The organism is Thalassotalea coralli (genome assembly GCF_055786205.1).
This window is the reverse complement of record NZ_JBVVBK010000001.1, coordinates 509,890-524,876: the sequence shown is the minus strand read 5'-3', so window position 1 is coordinate 524,876 and position 14,987 is coordinate 509,890. Positions and strand designations below refer to the sequence as shown.

The following is a 14,987-nucleotide window of genomic DNA, read 5'->3' as shown; positions in this document are numbered from 1 at the left end:
TTAGTCTGGGATAACAAAGCACTTTTTATGATCTATTTATGACATAAAACCAATCAAAAACGGAAGAAAAAATATTAAGTCAAAATGTTTGACATAATATTTTTACTCACTAAGATAGAAAACATACAAAAAATATACAGGAAGTTTTCTCATGCAAGCTAAAAGAACAAACAAGGCAATTATTCAATTATCTATGTGCCTTAGTTTATTCGTTTGGTCTACATTTTCTCTGGCAAACAAAGGCTATGATTTAAGCAAAGCTGTGGCTGCCGAAACTGTTTCACTAAATCCTCAACAAATCGCAACGATAAAGGACAAACAACTTACTGCCGCATTAGCTTGGCACGGTGCGAGCCCATGGGTCAGTGCAGTGACAAAAGGTGCTCAAGAAACTTTTGAACAGTTGGGCATCAAAGTAATAGCAGTAACAGATGCGCAGTTCGATCCAGCAAAACAAGTAGCCGACTTAGAGAATATTTCCGCGTTAACCCCTGATTTACTGCTTTCCCTTACTGTAGATAGTGTAAGCACCAAACACACCTATGCTCAAGTCGTTAAGCAAGGAACAAAACTCGTCTTGTTGAGTAACCCAATTCAAGGATTTGTCCACCAAAAAGATTACGTGGGCATAGTAACCGACGACATGATAGGCATGGGTAAAGCGGCGGGTGCTGCGTTAGTAGAGGCGACACCAAGCAAGGCGAGTATAGGCGTTATTTATCACGATGCTGATTACTTTATTACCAATACCAGAGACAAAGCTTTCAGAGAATCTTTATCAACAAACACCTCGTTAAGCGTTGTTTCCGAAAAGGGTTTTATTCGTGAAAGTGATACCAACGCTATTGCCGCAGCCATGGTGCTACAACATCCCGACATCCAAGCGATATATGTATCATGGGATGCTGCTGCCGAGGGCGTCATCGAAGCTTTACGCGCTTTAGATCGTCGCGATATTAAAGTCTTTACCCATGATTTAGGCGTCAATAATCTACTCGATATGGCCACTAATGGTAGTTTGCACACAACTATTTCAGACCGACCATATGATATAGGAAAAACAATGGCGTTGATGGCGGCAGGCGCTACTTTAGGTGAACGTTATCCGCAGGTAACTTTGGTGCCATTTGATACGGTAACAAAAACCAATATCGCGCAGATTTGGCAACAAGCTTATAAGTCACCATTGCCAAAATTACTTAACCAAGCATTAGCGCAATAAGGAAATCTCATGACGGTTCTTAGTATGTCACTTCAAGATATTAAACAGCGAGCGTTTAAACGCGATGCGTTCATTTATTATATATTTTTGTTTGTGTTAGCTTTTTTCGCCATCGCATTGCACGACACCGCATTTTTAAGTGTCGCCAATTTCATGAATATTATTAAGCAAACCACACCTATTACAATTATGGCAGTAGGATTAACCTTTGCTTTAGCAGTTGGCCATATCGATTTATCTATAGGCTCTGTCGTTGCTTTAAGTGCTTTAGTAGGCGCTCTATTGCTGCAGCATGTAGGTATTCCATTAGCGGTTTTAGGCGCAATGAGTGTCGGCATTATTGTTGGTTTAATAAATGGCTTATTGGTAGAGCGCCTTCAGGTCTCCTCATTACTTATCACGTTAGGCACCATGGGTGTCGTTACTGGCGTTGCAAGACAACTAACGAACCTTGAGTCTGTGCCTATTATCGACCAAACCTTTACTTTTGTATTTGGCGCTGGCTCTATCTTTGGTATTCCCGTTTTACTTATTTGGACAGTGGTCATCACCCTTATTGGTTATGTAGTACTAAATAAACTGTCTGCAGGTAAACACTTACTAGCCGTTGGCGGCAACCCAGTCGCTGCAAGGGCAATGGGGATAAAGGTAACTCGAATTCGTGTCTACGCCCTTCTCGCCTCCTCGTGCGCCGCAGCGCTTGCTGGTCTTTTATATGCGGGTAGGTTGCATGGCGCTCGCTATACACTAGGTGAAGCTGATTTACTCACGGTTATTGCTGCCGTTGCCATTGGCGGAACCAGCTTGTTTGGCGGTAGAGCTTGTATTGTTGGAGCTATATTGGGTTCTTGGTTAATGGGCATGATAAATAACGGCCTTATTCTTTCAGGCTTTTCTACTAACGAACAAATGATAGCTCGCGGCTTAATTCTCATTGTTGCCGTTGCCATAGGTGTAAAGGAGTATAAAAATGGTTAGAACCGCACTAGATCAAAAAGCGTTAGAGCTTAGCAATATCGCGAAAAGCTTTGGCGGCGTCAAGGCGTTATCAGATGTTAGTTTCACAATTAACAAAGGCGAAGTTGTTGGCCTTTTAGGTGACAACGGCGCTGGTAAATCTACCTTAGTTAAGTGTATCGCCGGTATACATAAACCTGACGCGGGTAACATTGAAGTTAACGGTGAATCAGTTTCTATTAGCTCACCAGAAGATGCACGTATGGCTGGAATTGAAACCGTTTTTCAAGATTTAGCCATTATTCCTGAGTTTGACATTGTACAAAACCTTTTTCTCAATAGAGAAATAAAACACAAAAACCCGCTACTGAGAGCACTCGGCTGGCTAGACACAAAAGCTATGAATCGAAAAGCGCGAAAATCCTTAAACAGGCTCAATACGCGTATTCCATCCTTAGATGAAAAAATTATTAATTTGTCGGGTGGTCAGCGGCAAGCCGTTGCTATAGCTAGAGCAGTTAACTGGGGCGCCGATATCGTTATTATGGATGAACCCACTGCCGCACTTGGTGTTGAGCAAAGTGCCCAGGTTAATGAGCTTATTAAAGTTATCAGCTCGCAAGGCGTCGCGGTTCTATTAATTAGTCATAACATGCAGCATGTTGTAGAAACGTGCGACCGTGCTGTTGTCCTTTATCAGGGGCGCTCTGTCGCAGACGTAGCTGTACCAGATGTTACCAAGGAAGACTTAGTTGGACTAATTACAGGTGCTAAAAGTGTTGCGGCTTAATCAAGCAAGCCGACAACGCTAAAAACACATTTAACTCCAAAAATTAAATACAGACGAAGATAGTCAGTAAGTACCTCTTACTGAAGAGGCTTTCTATTGCCTAAATTTAGCAAGGATATGTAATGAGTGATGCAAAAAAGATAGCTCAGTTGATCGACACATTGAGCATAGAACAAAAGGTAGGACAATTATTTGTTCTCGCCTACGCCGGTGAAGATAGTGACTATGCACATCATTTGGTAAAACAGTTTCACATAGGTGGTTTTTATATCACAGATGACAACGCTCACTCCTGTGACAATGCCCGCCAGTTAGCAACATCATTGCAAAAAGCAGCAGCGCTAAGGGCATGTGATGCGCCCCTACTCTTAGCAGTTGACCAAGAAGGCGCGTGGGGAATTTTAACCCAAGAGACTGACTTAGGCCCAGGTAATCTGGGTTTGGGTAAAGCAGACAATCTCGATGACACACAAACCATGTATCGAATTTTCGCCCAACAGATGCAAGAAGTTGGCTACAACACCTTGTTATCTCCTTGTGCGGACGTAAACAGCAACCCTGACAACCCAATTATCGGACAGCGTTCTTTTGGCGTTAAGGCTCAGCACGTTGCACACCATGTATCCGCCGCTGTTAATGGTATAAAGTCAACAGGTAACCTTTCCTGTGCTAAACACTTCCCAGGTCATGGCGATACTGCACAGGACAGTCATCGCACGCTACCAACCGTCGATAAACCGTTAAATGAATTGATGGAAAATGACCTACTTCCCTTCAAGGCAGCCATTGAACAAGGCGTTAGTTTAATAATGACGGCGCATATTAATTACCCGCATATTGATGCAAACGCGCCAGCGACCCTTTCTTACGCAATATTGACAGAACTTTTAAAAGAGCAACTTGGCTTTAGAGGGTTAATCATTACCGACAGCATGAATATGTGGGCTATGCGACGTCACTATGACCCAGTTGATGCTGCGATCCGTTCATTAAAAGCCGGTGCACACTTGATCATGTTAAGTGAAGAACACTATGAAAATGAAGCAACCGACTATAAGCAAGTTCAGCAAGACACTATTGCCGGCGTTATTAAAGCGGTAAAAGAGGGACAGCTTAGCGAAACCTTGCTCGATGAGCGATTACACACAGTTTTAAGCTATCGTTATCGGCATATTAAGCCCTACTCACTAAACACGCCTTTAACTAGGGAGTTTTGCCAATCACACTCTGCACAAGTTGCTAATAAAGCGGTAAAAATCCTTCGAAATCAGCAAGCCTTGTTACCGCTTGCCCACGAGCCATTCCAACTTGCATTCGCTTGCCCCCCAAGCAACTACAACAAGCTTGTGAATAGCCGAGGAATTGGCCCGAACGACGCAATCAGCGCAGGCGAATATTTTCGAAATACGCTGTCTGCTTTAGGTGCGAGCTTTACCGTTATCGAACACGATACGTTAACTAATATATTGTCAAATTCGATTGATTTAAACCAACGAATCCCTCTGGTCATAGTCACGGAAGATTACCCGTTACCGGGAGAGGACATTGATACCGACATTCAAATTTCGTTAGTCAAAAAGGTCATAGAACTTGGCCATGAAAAGCTTGTCGTCGTTGCCCTTAGAGGAGATGAAGAACTTAGACATTACTCCAAATTGGAGACTTACATTTGTAGTTATTCAAGTCGAAAAGACAGCGCTATATCAATTGCTAAACAACTGATAAAGCAACGTTAATATTTTTTTAATAAAAAACGGTTGACATTTAGTCAATTTGATTGATTAATAGTTAGTAAAAACATTTTACATATTTATAGAAATACAAATTAATTATAAAAAACATAAGGCTTCACTTTGTCGCTGGTTTGAAAAACAAGGGACAGTTTGTAAAGCGAAAGCCAAATCTAGAGGAAAGGAAAAGTTATGTTAATTCACAGTCTAAAACGAACACATCAACAGTCGTTAGCTAAACCAGTTTTTAGCAAGCCAAACATGCTAACTTGCTGCTCTTTAGCGGCTATGCTTGGCATGAGTGGCCAAGCTTTAGCGACAACACCTGAGCCAAGCGCTAAAGACGAAAAAGTTGAAATTATTGAAGTTAAGGGGATTCGAGGTAGCTTAAAAGCTAGCCTTAACAACAAACGTTTTTCTGACACCGTTTTAGACTCTATTTCCGCCGAAGATATAGGTAACTTTCCAGATAAAAACATTGGTGACGCGCTGCAACGCGTGCCGGGTGTCATGGTAGTTCGAGGTTTTGGTGAGGTAAGTGGCGTGACTATTCGCGGTACTGCACCACAACATTCGATGGTGTTATTAAATGATCAAAACGTTGCCAGCGTGGGTTGGTTTGATTTAGGTGGAATTAACCGAAGCTTTAACTTTGAGTTACTGTCTTCAGAACAGATTGCTGGTTTAGATGTTTACAAATCGGTGGAATCAAACATAAACGAAGGTGCGATTGGCGGTACCGTTAATTTAAAAACCCGACGCCCTTTAGATTTGGAAGCAAACACTATTTTTGGCTCAGTTGAAGGCGGATATAGTGACGCAGATGAAGAGTGGGCACCGGCTTATTCAGGCCTATACAGCTGGAAAAACCAAGAAGAAAACTTTGGTATTTTGGTTGCGTACTCATACGAAGAGCAAAATATCAATCGTGAAACTTTGCGCTCATTTGCCGAGCCAGGTGCAGTAAACATGAAAGATGAGCTAGGTAATGATTACAACCTAGCATGGGGCCTAAGCTCAATTTTGTTTGATGAAGAACGTGAACGTGACTCCACGCAAATTACTCTTGAATACTCGCCAAATGACAACTTAGTGGTGGCTTTAGATTACAACAAGTTTAGCTTAGACAATAAGCACACCAATTCTGCGCTATTTTCAGTACCTTCAATGAATGGCGTATTGGACTCTCAAACCGTAAAAGTTAACAGCAAAGGTGCTGTCACATACGGTACCGTGGTACCGGTTAGCCAGGACAGTGACGTGGTCCCTGTATTTAACAACTCTGTTCTTAGAACGCCGAAAATGGAAACAGATGTGCTTAATTTAACCTTAGATTATCAAGGAGATAATTGGACAGGTCATTTCGTTGTCGGTAAATCGGACGCCAAGTCAAGAGCTCTGCAAACAAGTACCTGGTGGGGCAATTTAGACGACAAAAGCAAAACAGGGTTTACCTTTGATTTAACAGGTCCACACGAAATGATCATGACTCACCCGGATTACGTGTTAGATCATTCACAAATGCAGTTATATCGCGAGTTTACTTATGTAAACAACAAACGTGACCACGAAATAGATTATTACCAAGCCGATTTTTCTGTCGACCTAGATTACGGTGTAGTTAATTCCGTAGAGTTTGGCGTCAAATACCAAGATCAAAACTTCTCTGCGTCTGTTGACGATACCAGCTTAGATATTAATGCCGCAATGGCTGATGGCCTAACGTTAGCCGATTACAATGGTGGATTCGCAGAAGGCTTACACGATGCTGAAGGCCGAGCGGGTACGCTAAGAAGATTTGCCATCATCAACGAAGACATCTGGGAATATGGCCGAAACCATCAAGGGCCACTAACAGTAACAGGTGCCTTCTCTATTGAAGAAGAAATTACGTCTGCTTATGCAAAAGCAAACTTCTCTGGCGACGGTTTTCGCGGTAACTTCGGTATTCGTTTAGTTGATACTGAAGTACTTTCAAAAGGAACAGTAGACGGCAGCCCAGCTCAAGATACAAAAGAATACACCAAGTTCCTTCCAAGCATTAATATCGTTGCCGACTTAGCGCCTGATTTACTCATGCGTTTTGCCGCCGGATCTACTATTGCTCGCCCTGACTATGACCAAATGAAAATGGCCGTGTCAATTCAACAACAATTAGGCGCAGCCACCATTGGTAGTCCAGACATAGACCCTTATAAAGCGGATCAATACGATATCGGCATTGAATGGTATTTCGATCCTTCGTCTTTGATGAGTGCTACTTTTTTCCAGAAAAATATCAGTGACTACATTGAAACGACAACGGCCGTTGAATCATTAGCAGGCTGTTCTGAAACTTGTTTTGTTACTCGTTCACGCAATGTTGGTACTGCTGATGTAACAGGGCTTGAACTTCAGTATCAGCAAGATTTCGGTAACGGCTTTGGTTTACAACTTAACTATACCTATACCGACTCATCCGTCACAGACTCAACAGGTAATGAAGTGAGTGTCCAAGGGGTATCAGACAATTCATACAACCTTGCAGCATATTATGAAAATGAAACCATCAGTGCACGAATTGCCTATAACGGCCGCGACGAGTGGACAAGTGTCGGCAGTAATACCACGGTAGTAAATGAGCCCTACGATCAAGTTGATGCCTCTATTGTGTGGCACTTCTCAGAAAACATCGATTTTTCACTTGAAGGCGTAAATTTATTTAACGAAGCCATCGTTTCAACACTGCCGCAATGGGATGTTATTCACAGTGTAGATGAGTTTGGCGCTCGTTATTACGTTAGTGCGAGTGTTAAGTTCTAGACGACTTATCGTGGAGGTTTACACGTACACCCTCCACATAAGCATCGCTGCTAATGTTGCACCCGGTAGCGATGAAGAAAGGAATCTCACCTTTCATTGCGCCAGGTTGTTTCCCAGCCTGGCCTTTTTTAAACCTAATTGCTCGTTAAAACCATTTCATAGGGGAATGATTTGTAGTTTTCAAGCGTAACTCTTGTCAATTAAGAAGTTTGACACCTATTTAAACTTTTAGATACAAGGAATAAACATGAAAAAGCTCTCCCTCTTGGCCGTGTTAACAGCAACATTATGCCAACAATCAGCCTCAGCCAACGGTAGCATTCAAGACTTTTTAGACGCTGTTCGCAACTTTGAATCAGGTATCAACCCAGCACTAGCTGACTACTACTCACAAAACTTAGACACTCCGGTGTTAACCTACGCTAAAGTTACTCAGCCGGGGCGACTAGTGAGAGACTGCAATACCGGCTCTATGGTGTCTGAACCGACAACAGTGCGTGAGTTTTTTAATAAATTGGGACTTGGCAATATTTATAACCCAGCCACACCAAACGATGCAGCAATGTTTAAGCAAATGCAGTATAACTCCATGAATGCATGGGGATTTGTCGGCTACCAATTGGGTGAAGCAGTACTTATCGACGCTGGCTACTATAGCCCTACAGTGGTTAATGTTAACGGCACAGACTATGACAGTTTCTATATGTTTGTTGACGACAGCACGTGGATCGGTTGTAAAACAGAAGCGTTAGCGGAAATTCCAGGATCAGGTGGTAATCAGGTTTACGTTACCGATGTAAACAAGTGGGAAGGTAATTTTACAGGTAGAAATGGTGTTAACACATTTAACGATTTATTAAACCCTGACAAGCAAGAATTGGTAATGCGCGATGCAATGCGCTTTAACTACAATGTCATATCTGGCTTATTAGATAACGCCAATATGACATGGGCACAAGCCCTTGCTAAATCTTGGCCTGATACTGATGACAACGGTAACCCTGTTACTGTACAAGCCACTATGTCTGGAATTCTTGCCGCAGCTCATTTGCGCGGCGCTTGGGGTGTAGGCGACCTGTTAACAAAAGATCAAATTACTTGTGACGAACTTGGCACTTGTATCACAAAGTACGTATATAAATTTGGTGGTTACAATACAATATTCGATACACCAGCCAACGATACCATAGAAGGTTCAAGTTACAATGAAACGATTTCTGCTGGCTGGGGTAACGATACAGTAATCACAGGTGGTGGTTCAGATTCAATTGAGCTAAACGAATCGAGTGGCAGTCAAACCTTGGTCACTGACTTCACGGCTGGCGACGATAGAATTATCTTACGTGATTGGACTAATTCTGCTCCGTTATCCGGTTTAAGTGTAACCGATAGCCCTAGTGGTGCCGTTTTATCTTTTGCAGGTCAAACTGTTACGCTTCAAAACGTAACGGCAACCCAAGTGTTGGCTGATACCAATGCGGTCATCGCCAACTCAAAAGTATATTCGATTGCATGGCAGGGTACGCAAACTGTCAGTGGATTTGATCCCGCTATCGATCAAATTCGCGGCACTGCTGGTATTGGCTTTAAACATTTAAAAGCTTATGAATCTGACACAGGTGTAGTTATTGGCGTTCAAGCCGCAGACGGTGGAATCTACAGTTCAATAACGCTAACAGGCTTAGGGCTCGATGATTTACACGCCGATATGTTTACTAACGTAACCGGGACATTTGATCGCCTAGGCTACATAGTGCTACTTGGTTATCAAAACTGGGGGTGGAATAAAGAGATCACTATCAACAGTTTTTCTGTTGAAAAAACAGTGATAAGTATGGGCGCGTTCAACTACAGCTACAATGTGTTAGAGTTAACGCAAGAAGGCAACGACGCAGTATTAAGCTTACTAGATAGTGTATCAGGCGGCGACAATAAAAAGCTGACACTGAAGAACACCCAAGCAAACTCATTAACAGCAGATAACTTCGAGTTTGTTAACGGTAACTTCTCAGACTTGACCATAGACAACCCTGTATTTCACACCATTACAGCGACAGTATCTGGTACAGGAGGCAGTATTTCGCCAGTGCCTAATGCTAACAATCAATTATCTGCAAAAGGTGGCGCTGATTATACTGTCACTTTCGTTCCCGACTCAGGTTACCGTGTTGCTTCCATTACAGTTGATGGTCAAGCGGTTGCGACTGCCTCTAGCTACACATTTGCTAATGTAAGTGGTGCTCACTCTATTGTTGTAGCTTTCGAACAAGGTACTAGCTGCCCTGCTCCTTGGGATGCTGCGCAAGTTTATGTTGCCGATGACAAAGTCACGTATACCGACGCAAATGGCGTGACAAAAACTTTCCGTGCTAAATGGTGGTCACAAAATAACGTGCCGACTGCTGGCGATCCGTGGGAAGAAGTCGCTAGCTGTAACTAACAAGCTACTCTTTAGATAAAAATTGACAGAAATACACTAGCTACCTTAGAAAATAGGTAGCTAGTATTTTCAATTTTATCAACTTAATTCATTAGTATTCTTTGGAATAAATGAATTGCCTCTTATTAAAAATTCTTTGTAACATGCTTATTTTTAAATAATTTTATCGCTTTCAATATAAATTCAGCTATATTTATGCCAAAGGATAATATGACGTTAGCTGATAGAGATGCCTGAAAATTTTAGTTTGTTCATCTTGGACGATGATCCACAATATGCAGAATTACTCGCTGAAATAGCACAAGATCAAGGCTGGCAAGTTAGTTACTCTACTGACCCTTTAGAGTTTCTTGAACAAGAAATTACCGATAACACTATTTTAGTATTAGACCTTATCTTACCTAATATTGATGGTATTGAGGTTATTCGAGCCTTAGCAGAGAGAGAAATATACTGCCCTCTTATTCTGATCAGTGGCTTCGATGAGAAAGTGCTTCATTCAGCACAGCAATTAGCCGAAGCACACAAAATGCCAGTCATTGATACGCTAACTAAGCCGTTTGAAATCAAGCTATTTGTTTCTATTCTAGAAAACATGCAAATAAACTTGCATCGAGAAACCTCTCAGTACCAATACAATATTAATTTTAGTAAAGAAGAACTCATTCGAGGATTAGAATCGTCAGAGTTTATATTACATTATCAACCTCAGATCAGTTTAACTGACAACCAAGTATTTGGAATAGAGGCCTTAGTTAGATGGCAGCATCCACATATTGGGTTGGTTTACCCAGATAAGTTCATACACTTAATTGAAGAGTATGAGTTAATTAATCAACTCACCAGTAATGTATTGAACTTAGCCTGCAGTGACTTACGACAATTAAAACAAATACACCCGCAACTATTGTTATCAATAAACGTCACGGCAGATAATATTGTATCCCTTGTTTTTCCCGAGTTATTAAAAAACATTACCGATAAAAACAGCATTTTTCCTGACAGCATTACCCTTGAACTCACCGAAAGTGCGGTTATGGGACACTTAACTTCTTCGTTAGATGTACTAAATAGATTACGTATGAAAGGCTTTCATTTATCGATTGATGATTTTGGCACTGGCTACTCTTCGTTAAGGCAACTTTATCAGGCACCATTTAACGAACTTAAAATTGACCGAACATTTACATCCAAGATGCTAGAAGATCAGGAGGCTATGGCTATAGTTAAAATATGTATAATGCTTGGGAAAATGTTGAACATGAAAACGTTAGCAGAAGGTGTAGAAAACGCAGAGATTTTAGCGACATTAAAAACGTTAGAATGTGACTGTGCTCAAGGGTATTTTATTAGCAAACCTAAGTCATACCTAGAGCTATCTCAATGGTTAACAGACAACCAAGGCCGTTTTACGCCTAAACTATAATTACAAACATGAATGATTATCCCCTTTAATCGGAATGCGAAATAACTCAATGGGCTGCTGTTATATATGAAATTCTTTTTACTTTGTATTTTCCTTGTCTCCTTTCAATTAAAAGCAGCTTCAGAAATAACCGCGGTTACTGAACACTTGCCCCCTTACCAAGCTATTGACGACACAGGAAAAATATCCGGCTTTTCAGTGGAAGTTGTTAAAGCGTTAGGGAGAGCGGTTAACGACAATATCGATATTGAAGTACTGCCATGGGAGAGAGCCTACCGCAAAGCATTAAGCGATGAAAACGTGATGATTTTTTCTATTTACCGAATCCCTGCGAGAGAGCCTTTATTTAACTGGGTGGGCAAGGTTGACGAAAACATTCACTATTTTTACTCGCTGAGAGAATCTACTAGCAATCATGTTTCTTCTCTGTCCGATGCGCGAAAGCGTATTGTCGCAGTAACGCAAAATGCATTCGAAGACAAACAGCTAACAAAGCGTGGCTTTAACAATTTAATGAAAGTATCTAGCCCAAATCAAATGGTTAATATGCTGTTTACTAAACGCGTTGATTTACTCTTTGGTAGTGAAATTGCGATCACTAACTTAGCCAGACAAGCAAATAAATCACCTGATGAAATGATTCGACTGTTTACGATTGAAAATTGGGGACAAGGCTTATGGATAGCTTTTAGCAAGAAAACAAAGCCCGACGTTGTAGCAAAGTATCGCCGAGCTTTTAACCAATTACAACAAACGGGCGAGCTAGAAAAAATTAAAGAAAAGCATTTAAACCTAAACTTTATCCGCCCTTAACTCATAGACTAAAGCCAAGATCTAATTAGTCATTAATTAATACGGAGAAAGCAGTCTGAAATGCGCCTTCTTGGAATTTTTTCAAACCTGTATCACGAAAATCAATCGACATAGGCGCTTTCGCTAATGTTGATTTAATATGACTTGACCCCAAAATCTCGCAATTTACATTATCGATAAGCTGAATAGCAGCTTCTAACTTAAAGCCTACAGGACCACCAGCAAACTTACCTTTTAACGCACGACCTTTGATCGCGACACGATCTATTTGATAATCTTCTAGTAGCTTTTTAAAAGTAAATTGAAATTTCTGCATTTGCTCACTGTCGCCAGCATCTTTAATAGAAATTTTCGGCACTCGAATATGACTAATATCAATGAGCCCCATGCTCTTTGACATTACACATAAAATTGCGTCATTACCCTTTAGCTCTACACCACAAACTTTCATTATCTATCTCTAAAAATTTTTTTGTCATTATAAAGGATTTATACAACATTTAGGTAATAAAAAAGCCGAGCTTATGCTCGGCTTTATCTATTTCTTTAAACTCAATTAAATAGCACTACTTTTTAACAGCTTGTTTAACTTTAACCGACACTTTCGCTTCAATTCTTCTATTTGCTGCATGAGCTGCTTCAGAATTACCTGACTCTAGTAATTGATTCTCACCGTGACCGTATGCACTTAAACGGTTTGAAGAAATACCAAATTTGTTTGTTAGCATATCAACAACCGCTTGTGCTCTCTTTTCAGATAATTGCTGATTATAAGTAGCATCACCACGAGATGATGTATGACCATTTATCGTTACGTTTACATGGCTATACTTGTTCATAAACTCAGCAAGTTCAGCAACTTCACTTTCATACTTAGGCTTGATGATGTCTTTGTCGTTGTCGAAGTTGATCGAAAGAGATTTAGTTAACTCAACCGACTCAAATTGAGTACATCCTTGGCTATCTACGCGATCTGACACGGGTGTATTAGGACATTGGTCTTTGCTATCAAACACACCGTCGTTATCGCTATCTTTTTCTTGAACAGTTTTTACTGCAACCGCAGCAGGCGCTACCGCTTTAGGCTTTTCAGACTTACGTGATACAGGCTTATTGTTGTCACCAAAATAATAAACAAACCCCAATTTCGCCAAACCATGTTCGTAACTTTGGTCAAGCTCATATACAGCTTGCGCTTCAAAATAAACAGATGCACGATCACTTAGGTGATAGCGGTATCCTCCACCTAAACCCAAGGCATACTGAGAGCCTTCGATATCAAGAACATTCAAACCAGCTAATACATAAAAACTCTCTTGATACGGGAAATACAATAGGTCAAAAGCCGCATTGTCGCCGCTAGGAACGTTATAGCCTTCTTTCTCGGTATCTATATTTAAATGTGAAAAACTTAGACGAAGTTCCGACCAAGCTGTGGCACGATAACCTAATTCAAAACCTGCACCAGAGGCATAATCAAGTGTAGATTGATACTGGTCTGGCTTAAATCGACGATCATCGTCAATATTGATAAAAATCCCGTGACCACCAACATAAACGTTACCAACTTGTTTCTCACCAGTCGTTTGCGAATCTGCAACAGCACTCGTTGCAAACGCAACCGAAGATACTAATGCTAACGCGAGTTTTTCAAAAGACTTTAAGCGCATGAGAGCTTCCCTATCATTGTATTATTGTAAATTAATTTAACTTTCTGTTAATTAGAGAAGAATTTTATATTAAATCTGAGCAGATGCCAGTTTTATCGTATGAAAACCCAATAATTTGCGTTTATGCTTTTTCTTTTTTTAATTTGATAATTAAATCGATATGAGGAATAAGCTCTTCTATCTCACGAATATGGTCACGTAACGATTGCCATTGGTGGAGTTCAAGCTTACCCGAGTCTAAAATTGCTTGCTTTAATTCATGTACTAAAGAGTTTTCGTCTTCCTGTCCAATAAATTCATTAATTCGCAAGAGTTCATCAAGGTCTTGCTGGCTAATAATGTTAATTTCTTTACTCACGTTCGCCTTCCTAAAAGTAAAAATAGAAACAACTTCCACAAGTATAGAACAATTATAAAATTTATCTGTTATAGAGGTTTGCACACAATCATGCGCTATGTTTATTGCTCGAATCGATAACCAGCACCGTAAACTGAATGAATACATTCATGCTCTGGAGCAATTGTTTGCAGTTTTTTTCTTAGCTTTTTCACATGGCTATCTATCGTGCGATCACTAACTATGCGACTGTCTTGGTACATGCTATCCATTAATTGTTGTCGAGAAAAAATACGCCCTGGCTCCCTAGACAATACATCGATTAAATGAAACTCCACAGCTGTCAGTTGTAATACGCTTCCTTGGTATGCCACCTGCATTTTGTCACGATCAATTGTTATACCGTCAGTACTTTCTAGCTCTTGCGGTGTCGAAGACACTCTTCTAAGTACAGTTTTAACTCTCGCAACTACCTCCCTTGGACTAAAGGGCTTACAAATATAATCATCTGCGCCTAATTCTAATCCGAGTAATCTATCAACCTCTTCCACGCGTGCCGTCACCATTAAAATAGGTACTTCGCTGAAAGAGCGTATTTCTCGACAGAGTTGTAAACCATCTTTTATAGGCAACATCACATCTAGAATAATAGCGTCCACAGGTTTACTTTTTACCCAGTCGATGACGTTGCCACCGTCGTAGAGGCAATCAGCTTGATAATGTGCAGCTCGAAAATAGTCAGCCAGTAAATCGGCAATCTTTCGCTCATCTTCAACAATTAATATTTTCTCAGACATATA

12 protein-coding genes are annotated in these 14,987 nt (G+C 40.8%); 8 read left to right on the top strand and 4 right to left on the bottom strand.

Going from position 1 to position 14,987, the window contains the following annotated elements:
* Positions 1 to 151: 151 nt before the first annotated feature.
* The 8 genes from ACOB80_RS02300 to ACOB80_RS02265 all read left to right on the top strand — a co-directional run bounded on the left by ACOB80_RS02300 (position 152) and on the right by ACOB80_RS02265 (position 12,180).
* Complete coding sequence (locus ACOB80_RS02300) at positions 152 to 1,222, top strand: substrate-binding domain-containing protein (protein WP_473164184.1); 1,071 nt, start codon at positions 152 to 154, stop codon at positions 1,220 to 1,222.
* A gap of 9 nt (positions 1,223 to 1,231) precedes the next feature.
* Complete coding sequence (locus tag ACOB80_RS02295) at positions 1,232 to 2,200, top strand: ABC transporter permease (protein ID WP_473164183.1); 969 nt, start codon at positions 1,232 to 1,234, stop codon at positions 2,198 to 2,200.
* Positions 2,193 to 2,969, top strand: a complete 777-nt coding sequence (locus ACOB80_RS02290) for an ATP-binding cassette domain-containing protein (protein ID WP_473164182.1) — start codon at positions 2,193 to 2,195, stop codon at positions 2,967 to 2,969. The genes ACOB80_RS02295 and ACOB80_RS02290 overlap by 8 nt, the downstream gene beginning before the upstream one ends.
* Before the next feature lie 122 nt (positions 2,970 to 3,091).
* A complete protein-coding gene (locus ACOB80_RS02285; RefSeq protein ID WP_473164181.1) occupies positions 3,092 to 4,705 on the top strand; it encodes a glycoside hydrolase family 3 protein in 1,614 nt (537 codons plus the stop codon).
* A gap of 186 nt (positions 4,706 to 4,891) precedes the next feature.
* Positions 4,892 to 7,501 carry a TonB-dependent receptor gene (locus ACOB80_RS02280; protein ID WP_473164180.1) on the top strand — a complete coding sequence of 870 codons (2,610 nt, stop codon included), beginning with the start codon at positions 4,892 to 4,894 and terminating at the stop codon, positions 7,499 to 7,501.
* 247 nt (positions 7,502 to 7,748) lie between these two features.
* Positions 7,749 to 9,941, top strand: a complete 2,193-nt coding sequence (locus tag ACOB80_RS02275; RefSeq protein WP_473164179.1) for a carbohydrate-binding protein — start codon at positions 7,749 to 7,751, stop codon at positions 9,939 to 9,941.
* Positions 9,942 to 10,170: 229 nt separating this feature from the next.
* Positions 10,171 to 11,367, top strand: a complete 1,197-nt coding sequence (locus tag ACOB80_RS02270) for an EAL domain-containing response regulator (RefSeq protein WP_473164178.1) — start codon at positions 10,171 to 10,173, stop codon at positions 11,365 to 11,367.
* Positions 11,368 to 11,433: 66 nt separating this feature from the next.
* Complete coding sequence (locus ACOB80_RS02265) at positions 11,434 to 12,180, top strand: substrate-binding periplasmic protein (RefSeq protein WP_473164177.1); 747 nt, start codon at positions 11,434 to 11,436, stop codon at positions 12,178 to 12,180.
* Between the two features lie 25 nt (positions 12,181 to 12,205).
* On the opposite strand, the gene ACOB80_RS02260 is transcribed toward ACOB80_RS02265, so the two are convergent.
* The 4 genes from ACOB80_RS02260 to ACOB80_RS02245 form a co-directional block, all read right to left on the bottom strand.
* Positions 12,206 to 12,631, bottom strand: coding sequence for a DUF3010 family protein (locus ACOB80_RS02260; RefSeq protein WP_473164176.1), 426 nt, complete (start codon positions 12,629 to 12,631; stop codon positions 12,206 to 12,208).
* Between the two features lie 115 nt (positions 12,632 to 12,746).
* Positions 12,747 to 13,850: an OmpA family protein gene (locus tag ACOB80_RS02255; RefSeq protein WP_473164175.1), complete on the bottom strand. Its 1,104-nt coding sequence runs from the start codon at positions 13,848 to 13,850 to the stop codon at positions 12,747 to 12,749.
* Positions 13,851 to 13,971: 121 nt separating this feature from the next.
* A complete protein-coding gene (locus ACOB80_RS02250; RefSeq protein WP_473164174.1) occupies positions 13,972 to 14,208 on the bottom strand; it encodes a hypothetical protein in 237 nt (78 codons plus the stop codon).
* 101 nt (positions 14,209 to 14,309) lie between these two features.
* Entirely contained in the window at positions 14,310 to 14,984 is a 675-nt protein-coding gene (locus ACOB80_RS02245) for a response regulator (protein WP_473164173.1), read from the bottom strand.
* Between the last annotated feature and the right edge of the window lie 3 nt (positions 14,985 to 14,987).

Excerpts from the sequence above, each read along its gene's own strand:
- ACOB80_RS02300 (WP_473164184.1), top strand. The coding sequence starts at position 152 with ATGCAAGCTAAAAGAACAAACAAGGCAATTATTCAATTATCTATGTGC.
- ACOB80_RS02295 (WP_473164183.1), top strand. The coding sequence starts at position 1,232 with ATGACGGTTCTTAGTATGTCACTTCAAGATATTAAACAGCGAGCGTTT.
- ACOB80_RS02290 (WP_473164182.1), top strand. The coding sequence starts at position 2,193 with ATGGTTAGAACCGCACTAGATCAAAAAGCGTTAGAGCTTAGCAATATC.
- ACOB80_RS02285 (WP_473164181.1), top strand. The coding sequence starts at position 3,092 with ATGAGTGATGCAAAAAAGATAGCTCAGTTGATCGACACATTGAGCATA.
- ACOB80_RS02280 (WP_473164180.1), top strand. The coding sequence starts at position 4,892 with ATGTTAATTCACAGTCTAAAACGAACACATCAACAGTCGTTAGCTAAA.
- ACOB80_RS02275 (WP_473164179.1), top strand. The coding sequence starts at position 7,749 with ATGAAAAAGCTCTCCCTCTTGGCCGTGTTAACAGCAACATTATGCCAA.
- ACOB80_RS02270 (WP_473164178.1), top strand. The coding sequence starts at position 10,171 with ATGCCTGAAAATTTTAGTTTGTTCATCTTGGACGATGATCCACAATAT.
- ACOB80_RS02265 (WP_473164177.1), top strand. The coding sequence starts at position 11,434 with ATGAAATTCTTTTTACTTTGTATTTTCCTTGTCTCCTTTCAATTAAAA.
- ACOB80_RS02260 (WP_473164176.1), bottom strand. The coding sequence starts at position 12,631 with ATGAAAGTTTGTGGTGTAGAGCTAAAGGGTAATGACGCAATTTTATGT.
- ACOB80_RS02255 (WP_473164175.1), bottom strand. The coding sequence starts at position 13,850 with ATGCGCTTAAAGTCTTTTGAAAAACTCGCGTTAGCATTAGTATCTTCG.
- ACOB80_RS02245 (WP_473164173.1), bottom strand. The coding sequence starts at position 14,984 with ATGTCTGAGAAAATATTAATTGTTGAAGATGAGCGAAAGATTGCCGAT.